We start from the raw sequence: 19,373 nt of genomic DNA on the forward strand, positions 1-19,373 counted from the left end.
TTTCGTATATTTGTCATCTAAACAAAAAAAACAGCAAGCCATGAAGTACAAATTATTAGTTTTAGACGTAGACGGGACATTGCTCAATAGTAATAAAGAGATAACTGCCCGTACCCAGGCTGCTTTACTGAAAGTACAGCAGATGGGAATACATATTGTATTGGCATCCGGCAGACCGACCAACGGGGTCATGCCGCTGGCTAAGGCTCTGGAACTGGATCACTACGGTGGTTTCATTCTTTCATATAACGGTGGACAGATCATCAATGTACAAACAGGTGAATTGCTTTTTGAAAAACGTATCAATCCGGAAATGTTGCCCTATCTGGACAAGAAAGCAAAGAAAAACGATTTTGCCATTTTCACTTACCATAAAGATTATATCCTGACCGACAAACCCGACAACAAGCATGTGAAGGAAGAAGCAGCCCTGAACAATATGCGTGTGATCGGTGTCGATAATTTCCCGGAGGCTGTCGACTTCAGTCCCTGCAAATGTGTCCTCGCCAGTGACAACGAAGAGGAATTGGTTGGTTTGGAAAATCATTGGAAGAAACGGTTGGATGGCGTACTGGACGTATTCCGGTCGGAAGATTATTACCTGGAAGTGGTTCCCCAGTTCATCAACAAAGGGAACACCCTGGGCGTATTGATGGAAAAGCTGAAAACAACGACTGAACAGGTTGTTGCCATCGGCGACGGTATTGCCGACGTTCCGATGTTGCAGCTTGCAGGCACCAGTGTTGCGATGGGTAACGCCCGCGATTCAGTGAAGAGTTGTACGGACTTTACCACCTTGCCTAACGACATGGACGGTGTGGCAGTAGCTGTGGAGACTGCGATCCTGGCAGCCATAAAACCGACAGAGGTTCCTTTGGACCAGCTGAATATGCGTGCCAAACATGCCTTGATGGGTAACCTGGGTATTCAATATACCTATGCCTCCGAGGATCGTGTGGAAGCAACGATGCCAGTCGACGAACGTACACGCCAGCCTTTCGGCATCTTGCATGGTGGTGCCACACTGGCTCTGGCTGAAACGGTTGCCGGACTGGGTTCCATGATCCTGGCAAAACCGGACGAGATCGTTGTCGGCATGCAGGTCAGCGGCAACCACATGTCGTCGGCCCATGAAGGAGATACCGTTCGTGCCGTAGGGACTATTATCCACAAAGGCCGTTCTTCACATGTATGGAACGTGGATGTGTTTACCTCTACCGACAAACTGGTATCTTCCATACGTGTAGTGAATAGTATATTAAAAAAGAAATGATTTCAGAGGAAACAAATAAGTACCAAATTATTGATACACTGATCAGGCAGGGCCGGAGTTTTGCAATTTATCGGATTCCGGGAGAAGATTCTCCCAAGTTCGTCATGCAAGCTTCCGGTTCTGCCTGCCTTTTATATGATATCGAAGACCTGAACGAACAGCAGGGTTTCGTCATTGCTCCCTTTCGGGTAAGCCAGGACTGTCCGATCGTACTGATCCGGCGCGATTATTCCGAGTTACCGGAGAGCTGTCCGAATGACTCCATCCGAATGGATTTAGAGTTTCATCCGAATGAAACTGAAATTTCATCCGAGAGAAAGACAAAAGACAACTATACCGATTGTTTCGGTTCCTTTATCAAACCTTTGCAGGAGAAAACGCTCGATAAACTAGTCCTTTCACGCAGTCTGACACTCGACAGGAAAGCCGGCTTCTCTCCTGCCAAAGCGTTTTACAAGGCTTGTGAACAGTACATCCGTTCGTACGTCTATCTCTGTCATACTCCTCAAACAGGAACATGGTTGGGAGGAACTCCCGAAATTATTCTCTCCGGAGAGCAAGGCGAATGGCACACAGTCGCTCTTGCCGGAACACAGCCTCTGCAAAACGGGGAACTGCCGACCTATTGGGACGAAAAGAACATACGTGAACAACAGTTAGTGTCTACTTATATTCACGATCAACTGACTTCACTGGGTATCGACTCTACGATGGAAGGTCCTTATTCGGCACGTGCCGGAGCTCTATGTCATCTGAAAAGCGATTTCAGATTCAAACTGGACAGCAACCGGAAGTTGGGTAGCCTGCTCAGTCTGCTCCATCCCACTCCTGCCGTTTGCGGACTTCCCAAAAAGGACGCTTATCGCTTTATTCTCGACCATGAGGGATACGACCGACGTTACTATTCCGGTTTCATCGGTTGGCTGAATCCGGAAGGCAGAACGAATTTATATGTTAATCTGCGTTGCATGAATATCAAGGACGATACATTCACGCTTTATGCCGGTGGGGGACTACTGTCTTCATCGGAATTAAGTGACGAATGGCAAGAAACAGAAGACAAACTACAAACAATGAGAGCTTTGTTGTAAAAGTATTTATTAGCTTCAGATTACAAAAGCAATTGTTTTCATATGATGAGACAATTGTTTTTGTTTATTCTTAATTATAATATGTAGTTTTTCAGGATACTTTTATCAGAAATAAATGTATATTGCGCAAGCTTATTCACAAAAAAAGCATGCCATGAAAACTACTCCTTTTTTATATTCCTTACTATTAATGGTTATGGCCGTATGTTGCCAAACGAATGAAACAAATCTGGATTTGAATCTGGATTTTGAACAAATAAAGGAGCAAAAACCTGTTAAATGGAATAATTTCGGTAGCCACGATTACCTAGTCTCTCTGGATTCCATCAGCAAAAAAAGGGGAAAATATGCTGCTGTTATAGAATACGAAAAAGGGGAATCGGATTTTAAAGCCTTGTCACTCACACTACCTCATAATTATGAGGGGAGCAAAATAACCTTATCGGGTTATATAAAAACAGAAAATGTGACAGACGGTTACGCTGGGTTATGGATGCGAATCGATCCGAGTATTGCTTTTGACAATATGTATCAACAAGGAGTGAAAGGAACAACTGACTGGCAAAAATATGAGATAACGCTGAATATGATCCCTGACGAGACCAAACTGATTGTAGTCGGTGGGATGCTGACCGGAAAAGGAAAAATGTGGTTAGATGATCTGAAAATTACCATCGACGGGAAAGATATAAGTAAACTGAAACCTTATGAGCAAAAGCTCTTACCTGCCGAACAGGACAGGGAATTCGATCTTGGTTCGAAGATACTCATTCCAGATCCTGATGAAAACCAAATAGTTAATTTAGAATTACTCGGGAAAATATGGGGATTTTTGAAATATCATCATCCTGAAGTCGGAAAAGGTAATTATAACTGGGATTATGAGCTGTTCAGGATGTTACCCGGCTATATTGCGGTGACTGACCATGCCCAAAGAGATAAAGTTCTTTTGGAGTGGATAAAAAAATACGGTAAAGTTCCAGAAGAAAAAACAAACAAAAAAGTTACCTTCGATGCCTATATAAAACCAGATATATCCTGGATTGATGCAAGCGATATGAATGCAGAATTGAAAGAAATGCTGCATCATATCTATTCCAATAGATATCAGGGACATCATTTCTATATTCGTATGGCACTCGGTGTCGGAAATCCAGTATTCCGGCATGAGAAAGCCTACGCCAATCCTTCATACCCTGATTCTGCGTTCAGATTATTATCTTTATACAAATACTGGAATATGGTATACTATTTCTTCCCTAATACATACATTACAGATAAAGACTGGAACAGTGTTTTGAAAGAATATATTCCACTGTTCATTCAGGCAAAAGACGAACTGGAATATGAATTAGCCACCGTTCAACTTATCGGGGAAGTAAACGATACACATGCAAACCTGTGGAATGGAGCTGATAAAATATATCAATGGAAAGGAATATACTATCCCCCATTCCATACAAGATTTATTGAAGGAAAACTGGTTGTAACAGATTATTACAATTCGGAACTAGAGGAAACAGCAGGATTGAAGATCGGTGATGTGATCACACACATAAATGGAAAAACGATAGAAGATCTGATAAAAAACATAAAGAAATACTATCCTGCATCCAACGAAGCTGCAAGGTTAAGAGATATCTCTGTAGATATTTTAAGATCGAACGACCAAACAATCCGATTACAATATATTGCTTCCGGACAGTCCAAACAAAAAGACCTTAAATTATACCCGAGGAATGATCTGAAAATTTTCCATTGGTATAAAAACAGTACAGACAAAAGCTACAAGTTGCTGGATGAAAATATTGGTTACATAACACTGGCAACGATCAAAGATGAGGATATTCCGGCTATCAAAGATACATTTAATAAGACAAAAGGCATAATAATCGATATTCGCAATTACCCTGCAACTTTTGTTCCTTTCTCGCTGGGTTCTTATTTTGTTTCAGCACCAAGCCCATTCGTGAAATTTACCACCGGCAATAGTATCAACCCTGGAGAATTTGTTTTTACTCCTCCAATAGAGATACAACCGGCTGATAAAACTTATCAGGGAAAACTGGTAGTACTTGTCAATGAACTAACCCAAAGCCAGGCCGAATATACGTCGATGGCTTTCAGAGCAGGAAGGAATACAACTATTATAGGAAGTACGACAGCCGGTGCCGACGGCAATGTTTCTTCCATTATGTTACCTGGAGGTTTACAAACTATGATTTCCGGAATAGGAGTCTATTATCCAGACGGAACTCCAACCCAGCGGGTCGGGATTGTTCCCGATATTGTCGTCGAACCGACGATCAAAGGTATACGGAATAAAAAAGATGAATTATTGGAGAAAGCTATTGAAATCATCAACAAACAATAGGCAATGTAAGGTTGATTTGATACATATCCTTATTATTAAATCAGATATTATGGTTACTTTTGCATATAAACTCCAATATGAGAATTTGATATGTATTCAGATAAAAAGAATATTCTTCAACTCGTTGCTCTGTTGAAAGAGCATAACATCAGTAAAGTCGTATTGTGCCCGGGAAGCCGTAACTCTCCAATCGTTCATACATTGGCAAACCATCCGTCCTTTTCCTGTTATTCCGTTACCGACGAACGGAGTGCCGGATTCTTTGCACTCGGACTGGCCTTGCACGGAGGAAAGCCGGCAGCAGTCTGCTGTACTTCAGGTACGGCCCTGTTGAATATACACCCAGCCGTGGCGGAAGCTTTTTACCAGCAAATTCCTCTGGTGGTCATTTCCGCAGACAGACCTGCTGCCTGGATCGGACAAATGGATGGGCAGACATTACCACAGCCCGGTGTGTTCGGCTCACTGGTAAAGAAATCGGTTAACCTGCCGGAGATACACACGGATGAAGACGAATGGTATTGTAATCGTTTGGTAAATGAAGCATTACTGGAGCTGAACCATCACGGGAAAGGACCGGTACATATCAATATTCCGATCTCCGAACCTCTGTTCCGGTTCACAACGACAGAGTTGCCAGAAGTGCGCGTTATCACCCGCTATCAGGGATTGAATGTGTACGACAGAGAATATAATACGTTGATCGAACGGCTGAACAAATACAATAAACGCATGATCGTTGTCGGCCAGATGAGTCTGATCTATCTGTTTGAGAAGAAGATTTCGAAATTGCTCTATAAGCATTTCACCTGGCTGACCGAACATACAAGCAATAAGACAATACCCGGTATTCCTGTCAAAAATTTCGATGCTGCAATCTATGCACTGCCGAAAGATACACTGGATAAGATGGTTCCCGAGCTGGTAATTACCTATGGAGGACACATCGTCTCCAAACGTTTGAAGAAATTCCTCCGGGAAAATCCTCCTAAAGAGCATTGGCATGTTTCGGCCGATGGTGAGATAGCCGACCTGTATGGCTCAATGACTACTGTAATCGAGATGGACCCGTTCGAGTTTCTCGAAAAGATCGCTTATCTGTTAGAAAATAAAACGACCGAGTTTCCGCGAGTATGGGAAAACAATACCAAAGGGCTTCCGGAACCGGAGTTCGCTTATTCCGAAATGGCAGCTATCGGTACACTGATCAAGTCCTTACCCACTCCGTGTGCCTTACATTTGGCAAACAGTTCGACAGTTCGTTATGCACAATTGTTTACTTTACCGGAAGAGGTCGAAGTTTGTTGTAATCGGGGAACCAGCGGTATCGAAGGCTCTCTGTCTACTGCGATCGGCTATGCCGTAGCATCGGATAAACTGAATTTTGTCGCGATAGGCGATCTTAGTTTCTTCTATGATATGAATGCTCTTTGGAACAGTAACTTCGGCTGCAACCTGCGTATCCTGCTACTGAACAATGGCGGAGGCGAGATATTCCAGGCTTTACCCGGTTTATCCATGTCGGAAAAGACACACCGCTATGTGACTGCTACACATAAAACATCTGCACAAGGCTGGGCAACCGAGCGTGGTTTCCTTTATCAGGGCGTACATAATACGGAAGAACTGGAAGAGGCGATGAACATTTTCACAGATCCCAATCCTGTCAATCGACCGATATTGATGGAGGTCTTCACCGACAAAGATGAAGACGTTCGTCTATTGAAAGAATATTATCATCAATTAAAGCAAAAATAATATGTCAACTACAAGAGAATGGACTACAATAAAGGAATACGAAGATATTCTGTTTGATTTCTATAAAGGAATTGCCCGCATCACGATTAATCGCGAACGTTATCGCAACGCCTTCACTCCTACTACGACAACCGAAATGAGCGATGCTCTCTATATTTGTCGTGAACGTCCGGATATTTGTGTAATCGTACTGACTGGTGCAGGCGACACAGCTTTCTGTGCCGGAGGCGATATGAATGTAAAAGGTCATGGCGGTTATATCGGTAAAGACGGGGTTGCCCGGCTGAATGTACTCGATGTACAAAAACAGATCCGTTCGATGCCTAAACCGGTTATCGCGGCAGTCAATGGTTTTGCCATCGGTGGAGGCCATGTGTTGCATGTTGTTTGCGACTTGACGATTGCTTCCGAGAATGCGATCTTCGGACAGACAGGTCCTCGCGTAGGTAGTTTTGATGCAGGTTTCGGTTCCTCTTACCTGGCCCGTATCGTGGGACAGAAGAAAGCACGCGAAATCTGGTTCCTCTGTCGTAAGTATAACGCTCAGGAAGCACTTGATATGGGATTGGTGAATAAAGTTGTCCCCTTGGATAAACTGGAAGACGAATACGTTGAATGGTCTGAAACCATGATGATGCATAGCCCGCTCGCCCTCCGTATGATCAAAGCAGGCCTGAACGCCGAACTGGACGGACAAGCCGGTATACAGGAATTGGCCGGTGATGCGACCATGCTTTATTACATGACAGACGAAGCTCAGGAAGGTGGCAAAGCATTCCTTGAAAAGCGCCGCCCACGGTTTGAAGATTATCCTAAATTTCCGTAATCAACGATGTCCTATCACATACAAATTATACCGAAAGTTTTACACTTCAAACAACCGGCAGGAACCTCCCGGGGAACTTACGTCACACGCAAAAGCTGGTATCTTCTTCTAACATCTGATGAAGTTCCCGGACGATATGGTATTGGAGAATGTGCCCCATTACCTAAATTAAGTTGCGACGATCTACCGGATTATGAACATCTACTTACAGATATTTGTCGACAAACAGAGATAAACAGTGGTCCGGACCCCGAAGTTCTCCGTCCATATCCTTCTATCTTGTTCGGACTGGAAACAGCCTTCCGGCATTTTCATGCTGGAAGCTTCGCTTTATGGAATACACCCTTTTCACGAGGTGAAACTGGTATTCCCATTAACGGCCTCATCTGGATGGGTGATTATAAAAAGATGCTGGAACAGATCGAAGCGAAAATGCAATCCGGTTTTCGTTGTATCAAGCTGAAGATCGGAGCAATCAACTTTGAGGAAGAATTGGCTTTATTAAAACATATCCGTGCACATTTCTCTGCTGAAGAGATCGAACTGCGTGTGGATGCAAACGGAGCTTTCTCTCCTACAGATGCATTAAATAAACTACATAGGCTTTCCGAACTGAATTTACATTCTATCGAGCAACCTATCCGTGCCGGGCAATGGGAAGAAATGGCACGACTTACAGCCGAAACACCATTACCCATTGCATTGGATGAAGAATTGATCGGCTGCAATACCCTACAAGGAAAGAAAGAACTTTTATCTGTAATCAAACCGCAATATATTATCCTGAAGCCCTCTCTACATGGGGGAATCAGTGGCGGGCAAGAATGGATAGATGAGGCTGAAAGACAAAAGATCGGTTGGTGGATTACTTCAGCACTGGAATCCAATATCGGACTGAATGCTATTGCCCAATGGTGTGCTACATTCAATAATCCGCTACCACAAGGACTCGGTACAGGAGCTTTGTTTACAGACAATATAGAAATGCCTTTATCCATCCGTAAAGATTGCTTATGGAGTAACTCCTTCCCCTCTGGAGAGGGGGCAGGGGGTGTGTTAAAGACAGAGGCGAAAGAGTTTCTTACAGATCATAGTAAACAAAAGTTGCATTTGGAGAATGGAATGATCTGTAATGCCGATAATATACAACAACTAATTAGTGAGGTATCTGACAACACGCCCCAAATACAACGGGACCTTTATAACTTCCTGGCCGATTGGTTTAACGAATCCCCTTACATAACAGTATACACATCCGGTTCGACCGGAACGCCGAAAGAGTTCACTGTCCGTAAAGAACAAATGATGCAAAGTGCCATACTGACCTGCTCTTTCCTCCATCTATACAAGGGAGATAATGTACTGCTTTGTATGCCTTTGCAATATATTGCCGGAAAGATGGTAGTTGTTCGGGCACTTGTAGCCGGGTTAACTCTTATTTTGCGGACACCATCCGGACATCCGTTGGCAGATGTCGATATTCCGCTCCGCTTCGCTGCAATGATCCCTTTACAAGTATACAATACCCTCCAGGTAAAAGAAGAGAAAAAACGTCTTTGTCAAACAGAAATACTGATCATTGGCGGCGGAGCTATTAATAAAGAACTGGAGGAGGAGATACAACAACTGCCTAATATAGTCTACTCGACTTATGGCATGACAGAAACACTTTCACACATTGCCTTACGAAGATTGAACGGAGCAGAAGCCTCACAGGTTTACACACCGTTTTCGTCTGTGAAACTCTCTTTATCACCGGAAGGAACCCTTATCATAAATGCCCCTTTAGTCTGCGATGAAACATTGGTAACCAATGACATAGCCCAAATACATCCGGACGGGACATTCACCATTCTGGGAAGAAAAGACAATATCGTCAATACCGGAGGAATAAAAGTTCAAATTGAATGTGTAGAAGAGACACTACGTTCAATTATTTCTACTACCTTTGCGATAACGGCCATTCCACATCCCGGATTAGGAGAAGCCATCGTATTATTGGTGGAAAAAACGACAGATACAGAAAGGCTACCGGATCTGATAGCCTCTCTCCTGCCGAAATACCAACAGCCTAAATACATTCGGAAGGTAGACGCCATCCCACTTACCGGCAGTGGAAAAACAGACCGGAAGGCCTGTCGCCAGTTAGCGGCAAATCTGATCTGACTATCATTTAAAACACTATACTTATGAGGTATTTTACACTTACCGTATTATCATTTCTAGCCCTCTCGTCCGCCTACGGACAGAGTGGAGAAAGTTGCCGGTTCGCACCGGACCCGACGCTTCAAAAGCCGGAGGTTTATGCCGGATACGATTGCGTAAACCTGCTGGACAGTACTTCTGTAACCGTGCAACCGACCGGTTCCGGTTCATTCTCTGTCTGCAAAACAATCAAGATCCAAACACCCCGGGGAGCTGTCAATAACCGCATCATTAAATATGATTACGATCCGCTGACTGCTTTTGCCCGGTTCAAAAGAGCCACGGTGTATCGTGCCAATGGCGATGTGATCAATCTGGATGTTACCCAGGCCTGCGACTATGCAGCTCCTGCTCGTGCCATCTATTGGGGAGCCCGCCAGATCATGCTGGAAGTGGGCCAACTAACCCCCGGTGATATTATTGAATACGAAATCGATAAGAAAGGTTTTACTTATGCATTGTTGGCAGATGGTGGCGACGACGAATCACGCTTCATCCCTCCTATGCGCGGACAGTTCTACGACATCGTACCTTTCTGGGTAACAGAACCGACTGTTCGTAAAGTATACAAAGTATCTATCCCGATGGAAAAAGAAATGCAGTTCCAGTTCTATCAAGGTGACTGTGCTTCCTCCATGCGCTACGAAGACGGTCGGAAAGCCTACACCTTCTCGACAAACGACGTAATGCCGGCCAAACGTGAACCGAATATGGTCGATCTGTTCGATGCTGCCCCTAAACTAATGATGTCATCCACTCCGAAATGGCAGGATAAGTCATTATGGTTCAACAAAGTTAACGAAGATTACGGAAGCTTTGCTCCACTACCGGAAGCCCAGAAGAAAGTGGACGAACTGATCAAAGGAAAGAAAACAGAAATGGAAAAGATTGCCGTTCTCACCCACTGGGTAGCCGACAATATCCGGTATTCCGGTATCTCTATGGGGAAAGGCGAAGGCTATACCCTTCATAATACAAAAATGAACTATACCGATCGTTGCGGCGTATGTAAAGACATAGCCGGTACACTGATCTCCTTCCTCCGCATGGCAGGCTTCGAAGCCTATCCGGCTATGACAATGGCAGGAAGCCGGGTAGAAAGTATCCCCGCCGACCATTTCAACCATTGTGTAGCTGTCGTTAAACTTTCCAGCGGAACCTATATGCCGCTCGACCCGACCTGGGTACCTTTCTGCCGCGAATTATGGAGCAGTGCCGAGCAACAACAAAACTACCTGCCGGGGGTTCCCGAAGGATCAGACCTTTGCCTGACTCCGGTTTCCGCTCCCGAAAACCATTACTTACGCATCAAAGCAAACAATAAACTGGATGCTAAAGGAACACTGACCGGGCAATTCATAATCACAGCCGAAGGACAATCAGATAGCAATATTCGTGGGATGTTCACCCGTGGCTGGCAGTCACAATGGAAGAACATGCTCGAAAGCCAGTTATTGAATGTATCTCCCAAAGCACGCCTGATCAGTGTCGATTATGGTAAAGACCCGAAAGATTATCAAGCTGCTCCCATCAAGATCACATTCCGTTATGAAATACCGGAATATGCTATACCAGGAAAAGAAGAGTTGGTATTCAAGCCGATGGTTATGAACAATCTCTACAACCAGGTAAAGAGCTACCTCCGTATCAATACCGACCTGGCTGAACGCCAATATGGTTTCAAAGATGCCTGCTCACGCCTGGTAGAACTGGACGAAACCATTCAGCTCCCGAAAGGTTATACCTTGCTGAATGAAGCTAAACAAGACAGCAAACAAAGTGATGCTGCCGATTTCGAAGGTTCATTGCGTCAGGATGGTGATAAGATAACAATCAGTCAGAAACTGGCTCTGAAGAAACGTGTATATGAAGCTGCCGACTGGGATGGTTTCCGTTCAGCAGTCAATGCACATAAAGGTTTCGGTGATTATCTAATTATTAAAAAATAAAAGACAATGACTAATATAATAAATAAATTTACACTGCTTCTTTGTCTATTGGCTCTTACGGCATCTGTATTCGCCGCATCGGAAGCCGAATACAAGAAGTTGTCGAAAGCATATACACTGAATGCAGACGGAAGCCAGGAGTTCCGTTACAATATGGAACTTACACTCTTCACCCATACTGCCATGAATGGTACTTACGGGGAAAGTTTTATCGTTTACAACCCAGACTATCAGGTATTGAAGATCAATTCTTCTTATACAAAACAGAAAGACGGGAATATCGTAAAAACTCCCGATAATGCCTTTGTAGAGGTTCTTCCTCGTACTGCAGCCGATGCACCGGCCTACAATAATCTGAAAGAAATGGTCGTTGTCCATACCGGTCTGGAACTGGGCGCCACCATTTATCTGGATTATACATTAACTTCCAAACCGGGTTATCTGCCGGAATTGGATATCTACGACGAGTTGTTGCAGACTTCTCCCGTAAAAGAATATACGATCAGCCTGTCGGTTCCCGAAAGCAAGCCGTTATTCTACACTTTGCAGAATAGCAATACAAAGCCTGCTGTTTCTACTGTTAACGGCATGAAAACTGTTACCTGGAAACTTACTGATCTTCCGGCATCTTCCCGTGACCCGTTCGTATCAACAGCAAATGGCGATGTTCCTTTCCTCACAGCTTCTTCCTATGCATCCAACGGGGATGCTTTGAAAGCCCTGTACACACAATTTACTCCGGCAAACGATGTTCAACTAACAGCCATCGCCGAAAATATTACAGAAGGGAAGAAAAATGATACGGAAAAGTTGCAAGCGATACTGAAACATGTAAACGAGAACCTGGGGTATAGTAGACTTTCATTGCAAGATGCCGGATACAAAATCCGTTCATCCAACGATGTGATCTATTCCGCTTATGGAACGGAAGCTGAAAAGGCAAACTTACTGAATGGTCTGTTGAATGCTACCGGCATCAAAGCCGAAGCTGCTGCAGCTTATCGCGTAAAAGCCGATCCGGCCAGTTGTGGATTGAGCGCAATAAGCGGATTGTTGGTTGTAGCCTATGTAGACGGTAAACAATATATCATGTCGCCTATATCCAATAAAATGGCGGCAATAGGTTGGAACGATGCAACTCCGGTTATAAGCCTGACAAACGCAGGAACACCTGTAGCGGTCAACAGCCCGGCAACAGATATCAATTATAAGGTTAACCTTGCCGTCTCTCCGGAAAAAGCAGATGCACAAGTCAATGCTACGATCGGCAATGCTTATTTGCCTTATTATGGTTCTTATCTCTCTACTTTTGCCGGAGGAGACAAAGAGGCCACCGAGTCTAAAGCCCAAAACAATACGACAATATCTTATAAGACATCTCAGAGTCTGAAAGCGAACAATGGTTATGTGATGGTTTCGCTGCCCGATGCACCTGTCGGGATGGCTCATAGCTACTATTGCAATATGAACAGTACCCGTAAGGAAAACCTGATGATGCCTTGTAAAGTGAACGAACAGTATACCTATACAATCCAACTGCCGGCAGAAATGAAGCTATCTACTCCTGAAACAGTTAAGACTATCGAGAACGCTGCCGGCAAAGTCGTTATTTCCGTTAAACAAAATGGTAATACAGCCGAAGTAGAACGCAGTCTGCAACTGAATAAGCAGTTATATACACCTGCTGAATTCAACAACCTGCGTAATTTACTTACTGAATGGGGTAACCCATCCAGCCAGACTCTGTTATTGTCTATTAACTAATAAGACAATCTGATAAATTAAACAAGGATGGGATGACATAAATATGTCGTTTCATCCTTGTTTTTTGACTGAATCTTAATAACTTTACCCTCATAATTAATTCATAAAACCTTTGATTTATGCAAAAACTATCTAATCTACTCATTACCCTGTTACTATGTTGTCTGCCGGGGATTACTTACGCCCAGAGCCCATACCCGGACTTGTATCCGCAGCCGCAGCATATTGTAATATCCAACCAGCAACACAAACTTGTGGAAGGATATACATTGCAGGGGATCAGCAATCCGGATGCAGATGCCGTCAAGTTGCTGAAAGAAACACTTCCTTTTGCCGGCACCGGCAAATCATCACCGTTGGAAATAAAGAAACTAAAAGCAAAAACACCAGAAATGGAACGTTCAGGTGCTTACATTCTGGACATTTCCAAAAAGAAGATCGTTATTGAGATCGTAGACGACCGTTCATTGTTTTATGCAGCTCAGACACTGAAACAATTGATCAGCTATAACGACGAAGGCAAACGGATGCTTCCCCTCTGTACCATTACCGACTATCCCGATGTTCTTCATCGTGGAACCGTAGAAGGATTCTATGGTACTCCCTGGAGCCATGCAGACCGTATCAGCCAGTTGCATTTTTATGGACAGTTCAAGATGAATACATACATCTATGGTCCTAAAGACGATCCATTCCACAGTGCGAACTGGCGTGAGCCTTATCCTGCTAAGGAAGCCAGCCAAATCAAAGAGCTGACAGCCGAAGCTGCCCGTAACAAAGTAGACTTCGTTTGGGCTATCCATCCGGGACAGGATATCCAATGGAATGCAACCGACAGCAACAATATCATTACCAAATTCGAACAAATGTACGATTTGGGAGTACGTGCATTCGCCGTATTCTTCGATGATATCTCCGGTGAAGGAACCAATGCCGCCAAGCAAGCCGGCCTGATGAATTTTATTCAAAAGGAATTCATCGAAAAGAAAAACGACATCCGTCCTCTGATCATGTGTCCGACAGAATACAACCGTTCATGGGCAAGAACAGACTACCTGGATGTTCTGGGCCAACAACTGGACCAGGCGGTACAAGTTATGTGGACAGGAAACCGTGTTGTTGACGACATCACGCTTGAAGGCCTCGAATGGGTAAACAAACGTATCCAACGCCCGGCTTACGTATGGTGGAACTTTCCGGTAAACGACTATTGCCGCGATCATCTGTTGATGGGTCCGTCTTATGGCCTCGACACGCAAGCCTCTAATGTTATGTCAGGTTTTGTTTCTAATCCGATGGAACATGCCGAGGCATCCAAAGTAGCCCTGTTTGGAGTGGCTATGTATAGCTGGAACATCCATAGCTACGATCCGCAGTTTGCCTGGGAGAAAGCATGCGAGTACCTGATGCCCAAAGCTGCTATCGCCTTTAAAACATTCTGTGAAAACAATAGCGATCCGGGACCTAACGGCCATCTTTATCGTCGGAAAGAATCGGAGCGTTATGAAAAACAGGCCGACCGTTTTCTTTCCGGTTACCGCAAAGGTGCTTTCGGAGAAAGAGATGCCAACCAGTTGGGTGCCCTGTTTGCACAGATACAGGCTGCTCCGGAACTTATCTATAACCAGGGAGATAACAAGCCTATGATCGAAGAGATCAATCCCTGGCTCATGCAATTCGAATTACTCGGTAGATGCGGCACTAATGCCCTGCAGATGGCTCATTCCTGGTACGAAAAAGATCGTCAGAATACCTGGCAACGATTCCTGGAAGTTTCTGCCGTAATGGACAGTATGAAACTGATCAACCGCTCTTTCAATCAGAACCCGTATCAGAAAGGTATCAAAGTCGGAACAAGAGTTCTTATGCCGCTCATTGAAGGGTTATACAGGCAGACAAGTCGTAACTTACTCTCTACGGCCGATACTCCATCCAACGAGATCAGGGTAAGTACCGCTTCTACGATCACCAATGTCGGGCAACTTAAGAACCAACCCTGGTCAGAAGATGAAAACCTGATCGCTTATGTACCGATGCTGGAAGTGGTAAAGGTGGAACCGAACGAATACATCGGTTTGGGATGGGAAATCCAACGGGAAGGTGATTCTTTTACGTTCAACATGCCGCAAAGTAACGTGGATGGACGTATTTTCGAATGGTCGGCTGACGGTAAAACATGGACACCCCTTTCCGATATTCCTGCCGACCAGACAAAAGCCGTTGTTAAAACGATCGATCCGAAAGCCCGTTTTATCCGGATGCGTAATAACTCCGGCAAACAAATGGAACTAAAAGTCGCTTCTTTCTCTGTTAAAACGAAAGATGCACCTGAAATAAATGAAGCCCTGATGATGTACGACCTGAACCTAAGTACATATAAAACCCTGAATCCGGGTGAAAAGGTAGATGTAAAATGCGATGGCGTGGATAAATATATAGAATTCTTCCTGTCAGGCGATAACGAAAGCATGGTATCTATCACAGGAGTCAACAATGATGGTGAAACCAATATGTTGTATTGCGGATATGTTGGTTATGTGAAACTAAACAAAATCTCGTTTGACGATATACACACATTGACTATTACTCCGGCAGGTAAAACACCTGTTCTGATCCATCAGATCGTAAGGGAATAAACAGCCAGACAAATAAAGAAAAGAGCCGTAGGTTACGTAACTTACGGCTCTTTTCTTTATTTCATTATTACAACTATGGGATTATCTTCTTCCCCTATCCGCTTCAACTCTTTTACCTGCTGCGGAATATCCTTAACCTCTTCATTCTCTTCAAACCATTCAACCACATCACCTGCAGAAATCAAACCGACATACTCTCCGACTGAGGATACCGACATAGGTTGCATAGGCAAGAAATTCGTCAAGTTATCTTTCAGACCATCTGCGTACAAACTGACTTTAACCTCACCGGTCGATTTGGTAACCACAGCATTGTACAGGGTCGGTTTATGAAATAATTCCCTGATAAAACGGATGATCATCCGATCCTCACTATCGAGTATCTGTGTTATCAGGATGGCATTATCTTTATTCTTTATAAAGCGTTCCGGAAAACTCCAGTGATATTTACCCAGGTCAAGAACAATAGCAGGCACTAAGGCCCTGTCTTTTACCTGATAGATCGTATCATTGTACACTTCCTTGAAATAAATATCCTTGCCCCGAGACCACAAACTGGTATTAGCTGTAATAATAATACTACCGGTTTCCGGTTCTTTATAATCGATAACGATCGTACCTTCATAAGCAGTCGGGCCAAAAACTTCGATGCCGGTCTCGCTTTTAAAGACAGAAATCGATGCTATATCAGAAGGATCGAACGGCTCACCACTACTTGCTGTCGTAGAGCATGAATCTATCGGCATATTATCCTTAAAAAAAAGTAGATTACTTTCCCCATTCCCGAATAACCCGGACTTATGCAAAACAAATATCCCATCATTCTGGTAGCTAAAAGATGACGAAGAGACTCCCTGTACATCAAAAGGTATCTTAATCTTTCCCCGGAAGTTTCCTTCCTGGTCATAACAAACCAAGTCTTTATTCCAGCCATTGAAATAAATCATACCGGTTTCTTCATCCCCCCAGCAAAAAACGCTATTATAACCTTCCGGATCGTTTCCTATATGTCCTACTTGCTTTATGAATTTACCGGTTTTCTTATCAAACATCAGACATTGCTGTTGATTGGTAGAAACCAATATTCTGTCTTTGATGATCTGGACATAAGGGCCTTTTCCTATCAGGCTGCTATCAGTTGTTTCCAGTAAAATATAACGTATCTGGCTAAAACAATCGGAAGCATTGACATCTACCGGAGCAGAAATAGCTTTCTCCAAATGGATTACATCATTTTCCTTCTGATCTTTTTCATTACAAGATACTAAGAGAAAGGCCGGTACTAAAAGTACGGCCTTATATATCAGGTTCAGTTTCATTCTTTGTCTTTCTTTTTAGTTGTTATAAGGATCACACCATTCTTGCCTTTTTCTCCGTATAGCGTAGCAGCCGATTTGTCTTTTAATACAGAGATAGACTCGATTGTCTTCGGATTTATCTCATCCACAGATTTATCGACCAGCTCTTCACCATCTACTATAATCAGAGGACTCGCATTAACCGAAACACCGGCAGAGTCTTTCTTCATGACCCTTATATTTAGAGACTTTTCCAAATTATCCATCGTTTTATAACCCACAACACGCACTTCATCTTTCGAGACTTTACCTGAGGCTATACCTTCTTTTGTCTTTACAACAATAACCCCTTTCTTGTCTTTCGCATTAAACTTATCCAATAGATCCTGGCTATTCTTTTTCTGGTTAATAGCAAAGCTTTCTATATTTTCCGGAGAGATCTGATCTAACTGGTCGTAGCTGGAAACCTCATTATCAACAAGGATTAGATACTGGGAAGATTCTGCTCTAAACTTTCCTTTCTTCAGCCCGTCTTCAGCCGATTTGGAAAAATCATCCAACTGTTTCTGCATGCCTTCCTGAATACTTACAGCCGTCCCAACAACACGAACCGTATCATCTGATACCGTCGAAGTAGTAGCCGTCACTTTCACAACCTGAGGAGCGACCTGTGGTGCAGATACCTCTTTCACCGGTATAACGGTAGGCTCTGCTTTTTTAGGCTCGATAGCTTCCTTAACCGGAACTATTTCACTAATTTTGGCACTCGAAATCTTTTCCAATTCACGGGAGATTTCAGGACGGGCAAAAGCAACTACTGCAACAGCAGTGAGTGGAAGTACATACAGATACTTCAACCGTGCCCAGGGATTTGATTTTTGTTTTAACATCATAGTAATTCGTTTTTTTAGTTTACTGTGATTAAAGCTGTTGGCCATAGAAGTGAAGCGCTGTGAACCAACAGCTTTTTTTATTAATAATAGTTGATATTTCTTCGCATCGACACCGTGATTGATCACGCTTTCGTCCGCTTCGTATTCATGAATGTTCTGCAACTCCTGTTTCAACAACCAGACAGCCGGGTTAAACCATTGAAGTATCACACAAAAAGTACAGACCAGCATATCGATAGAATGACGGGCATGAATATGAGCCAGTTCGTGTGTCAATATCTCTTCGCCGCTTTCTTCCATATCTTTCCGGGAAATAACAATGTATCCCATCCAGCTGAACGGACAAACAGTTTTATCTGTAACTACCAGTTTACATCCACCGGGGAGCACCTGCTTCTCTCCCATCCCGATCAGGTTGAAAATACGGATTGTTGAATAAAGGAAACGGACAAAAAAGAAAATACAACCACCCAGATAAACCGCCAGCAATAACGAAAGCCAGACCGATTGCCCGGTCGGAACCAGTACATCCGTCTGCATCTCTGCCATTTGCAAAAGATATTCCAAATTCTGTAATGGACGTTGTATAACGACAGGTTCTTCTGTCACTATACGGATAAAAGGGATTACAACAGAAAGAATAATTACCCCCAGTAGGGATACACGGTTAAAACGGTGAAATGTTTCACGGCTCAACAACAGTCTGTAAAACAGATAAAATACAGCCAGGCATACAGACGATTTAAGGATATAAACAAAGAAGTCTCCCATAGCTTTACTTTTTATCGGCTTGTTCCACTTCATCCAGCAATTGCCGGAGCTCATTCACAGAGATCTCTTCTTCCTTGATCAGTGAGGATACGACTCCCAAATAAGAGTTGTTGAAATATTTGGCAATTACATTCTTCAAAGTGCCACTACTATAAGCCTCTTCGGTGACAGCGGCATAATATTGATATGTGTTACCGAAAGTATTGTGTGCAAGAAAACCTTTATCTTCCAGACCTCGCACGATAGTAGATAATGTATTGAAATGAGGTTTAGGTTCCTCATAATATTCCAGTAATTGCTTTACGAACAAAGGACCTTTCTCCCAGAAATACCCCATGATCTCTTCTTCTTTTGCAGTCAGTCGTTTCATAATTATTTATTGTTTACGACAAAGTAACTAAAACTTTTAGTTTGCAAACTAAATATATTAGTTAATAAACTAAAAGAGTTCGTTATTCTTTACGATCCTTCTTGAAGGATCTATTTATGCAAAAAACAAGAGGCTTCCGCATCAAATACGAAAGCCTCTTGAAGA

Annotated in this window: 12 protein-coding genes and 1 pseudogene; 10 read left to right on the forward strand and 3 right to left on the reverse strand. The window is 43.4% G+C overall.

From position 1 onward, the window contains the following. Positions 1-40: 40 nt before the first annotated feature. The 10 genes and pseudogenes from BQ7394_RS11595 (at position 41) to BQ7394_RS11635 (ending at position 15,876) form a co-directional block, all read left to right on the forward strand. Complete coding sequence (locus tag BQ7394_RS11595) at positions 41-1,273, forward strand: Cof-type HAD-IIB family hydrolase (protein WP_075557584.1); 1,233 nt, start codon at positions 41-43, stop codon at positions 1,271-1,273. Beyond that, positions 1,270-2,364 carry an isochorismate synthase gene (locus BQ7394_RS11600; protein WP_075557585.1) on the forward strand — a complete coding sequence of 365 codons (1,095 nt, stop codon included), beginning with the start codon at positions 1,270-1,272 and terminating at the stop codon, positions 2,362-2,364. Before BQ7394_RS11595 ends, BQ7394_RS11600 begins: the two co-directional genes overlap by 4 nt. Before the next feature lie 154 nt (positions 2,365-2,518). After that, positions 2,519-4,738, forward strand: coding sequence for a S41 family peptidase (locus BQ7394_RS11605; RefSeq protein WP_082212214.1), 2,220 nt, complete (start codon positions 2,519-2,521; stop codon positions 4,736-4,738). Between the two features lie 90 nt (positions 4,739-4,828). Continuing rightward, positions 4,829-6,496 carry a 2-succinyl-5-enolpyruvyl-6-hydroxy-3-cyclohexene-1-carboxylic-acid synthase gene (menD, locus tag BQ7394_RS11610; RefSeq protein WP_075557586.1) on the forward strand — a complete coding sequence of 556 codons (1,668 nt, stop codon included), beginning with the start codon at positions 4,829-4,831 and terminating at the stop codon, positions 6,494-6,496. Position 6,497: 1 nt separating this feature from the next. Continuing rightward, positions 6,498-7,322: a 1,4-dihydroxy-2-naphthoyl-CoA synthase gene (menB, locus tag BQ7394_RS11615; protein WP_028729173.1), complete on the forward strand. Its 825-nt coding sequence runs from the start codon at positions 6,498-6,500 to the stop codon at positions 7,320-7,322. Between the two features lie 6 nt (positions 7,323-7,328). Continuing rightward, a pseudogene (locus BQ7394_RS26275) lies at positions 7,329-8,339 on the forward strand (o-succinylbenzoate synthase); the annotation flags it as partial. A 105-nt stretch (positions 8,340-8,444) separates the two neighbouring features. Then, a complete protein-coding gene (locus BQ7394_RS26280) occupies positions 8,445-9,488 on the forward strand; it encodes an AMP-binding protein (RefSeq protein WP_235848832.1) in 1,044 nt (347 codons plus the stop codon). Between the two features lie 23 nt (positions 9,489-9,511). Further along, positions 9,512-11,476 carry a DUF3857 domain-containing protein gene (locus tag BQ7394_RS11625; protein ID WP_075557588.1) on the forward strand — a complete coding sequence of 655 codons (1,965 nt, stop codon included), beginning with the start codon at positions 9,512-9,514 and terminating at the stop codon, positions 11,474-11,476. 6 nt (positions 11,477-11,482) lie between these two features. Beyond that, positions 11,483-13,240 (forward strand): DUF3857 domain-containing protein, encoded by a 1,758-nt coding sequence (locus BQ7394_RS11630; protein ID WP_075557589.1) that lies wholly within the window; start codon positions 11,483-11,485, stop codon positions 13,238-13,240. Between the two features lie 119 nt (positions 13,241-13,359). Further along, the gene (locus BQ7394_RS11635; protein ID WP_075557590.1) at positions 13,360-15,876 is read left to right on the forward strand and encodes a beta-N-acetylglucosaminidase domain-containing protein; all 2,517 of its coding nucleotides are present in this window, start codon (positions 13,360-13,362) and stop codon (positions 15,874-15,876) included. Positions 15,877-15,932: 56 nt separating this feature from the next. Here the strand turns inward: BQ7394_RS11635 and BQ7394_RS11640 are convergent, their stop codons facing one another. Genes BQ7394_RS11640 through BQ7394_RS11650 form a run of 3 tightly spaced genes read right to left on the reverse strand, consistent with a single transcriptional unit; the run spans position 15,933 to position 19,208 of the window. Then, positions 15,933-17,195: a 6-bladed beta-propeller gene (locus BQ7394_RS11640; RefSeq protein WP_075557591.1), complete on the reverse strand. Its 1,263-nt coding sequence runs from the start codon at positions 17,193-17,195 to the stop codon at positions 15,933-15,935. Then, the gene (locus tag BQ7394_RS11645) at positions 17,192-18,838 is read right to left on the reverse strand and encodes a M56 family metallopeptidase (RefSeq protein ID WP_075559995.1); all 1,647 of its coding nucleotides are present in this window, start codon (positions 18,836-18,838) and stop codon (positions 17,192-17,194) included. The genes BQ7394_RS11640 and BQ7394_RS11645 overlap by 4 nt, the downstream gene beginning before the upstream one ends. A 4-nt stretch (positions 18,839-18,842) precedes the next feature. Continuing rightward, positions 18,843-19,208, reverse strand: a complete 366-nt coding sequence (locus BQ7394_RS11650) for a BlaI/MecI/CopY family transcriptional regulator (RefSeq protein ID WP_075557592.1) — start codon at positions 19,206-19,208, stop codon at positions 18,843-18,845. Positions 19,209-19,373 lie beyond the last annotated feature (165 nt).

The organism is Parabacteroides timonensis (assembly GCF_900128505.1).
Lineage (GTDB): Bacteria > Bacteroidota > Bacteroidia > Bacteroidales > Tannerellaceae > Parabacteroides > Parabacteroides timonensis.

Bases quoted from the DNA above. Each gene is read 5' to 3' on its own strand.
- BQ7394_RS26280 (WP_235848832.1), top strand. From the start codon at position 8,445: ATGATCTGTAATGCCGATAATATACAACAACTAATTAGTGAGGTATCT.
- BQ7394_RS11595 (WP_075557584.1), top strand. From the start codon at position 41: ATGAAGTACAAATTATTAGTTTTAGACGTAGACGGGACATTGCTCAAT.
- BQ7394_RS11650 (WP_075557592.1), bottom strand. From the start codon at position 19,208: ATGAAACGACTGACTGCAAAAGAAGAAGAGATCATGGGGTATTTCTGG.
- BQ7394_RS11640 (WP_075557591.1), bottom strand. From the start codon at position 17,195: ATGAAACTGAACCTGATATATAAGGCCGTACTTTTAGTACCGGCCTTT.
- menB (WP_028729173.1), top strand. From the start codon at position 6,498: ATGTCAACTACAAGAGAATGGACTACAATAAAGGAATACGAAGATATT.
- BQ7394_RS11645 (WP_075559995.1), bottom strand. From the start codon at position 18,838: ATGGGAGACTTCTTTGTTTATATCCTTAAATCGTCTGTATGCCTGGCT.
- BQ7394_RS11625 (WP_075557588.1), top strand. From the start codon at position 9,512: ATGAGGTATTTTACACTTACCGTATTATCATTTCTAGCCCTCTCGTCC.
- BQ7394_RS11630 (WP_075557589.1), top strand. From the start codon at position 11,483: ATGACTAATATAATAAATAAATTTACACTGCTTCTTTGTCTATTGGCT.
- menD (WP_075557586.1), top strand. From the start codon at position 4,829: ATGTATTCAGATAAAAAGAATATTCTTCAACTCGTTGCTCTGTTGAAA.
- BQ7394_RS11605 (WP_082212214.1), top strand. From the start codon at position 2,519: ATGAAAACTACTCCTTTTTTATATTCCTTACTATTAATGGTTATGGCC.
- BQ7394_RS11600 (WP_075557585.1), top strand. From the start codon at position 1,270: ATGATTTCAGAGGAAACAAATAAGTACCAAATTATTGATACACTGATC.
- BQ7394_RS11635 (WP_075557590.1), top strand. From the start codon at position 13,360: ATGCAAAAACTATCTAATCTACTCATTACCCTGTTACTATGTTGTCTG.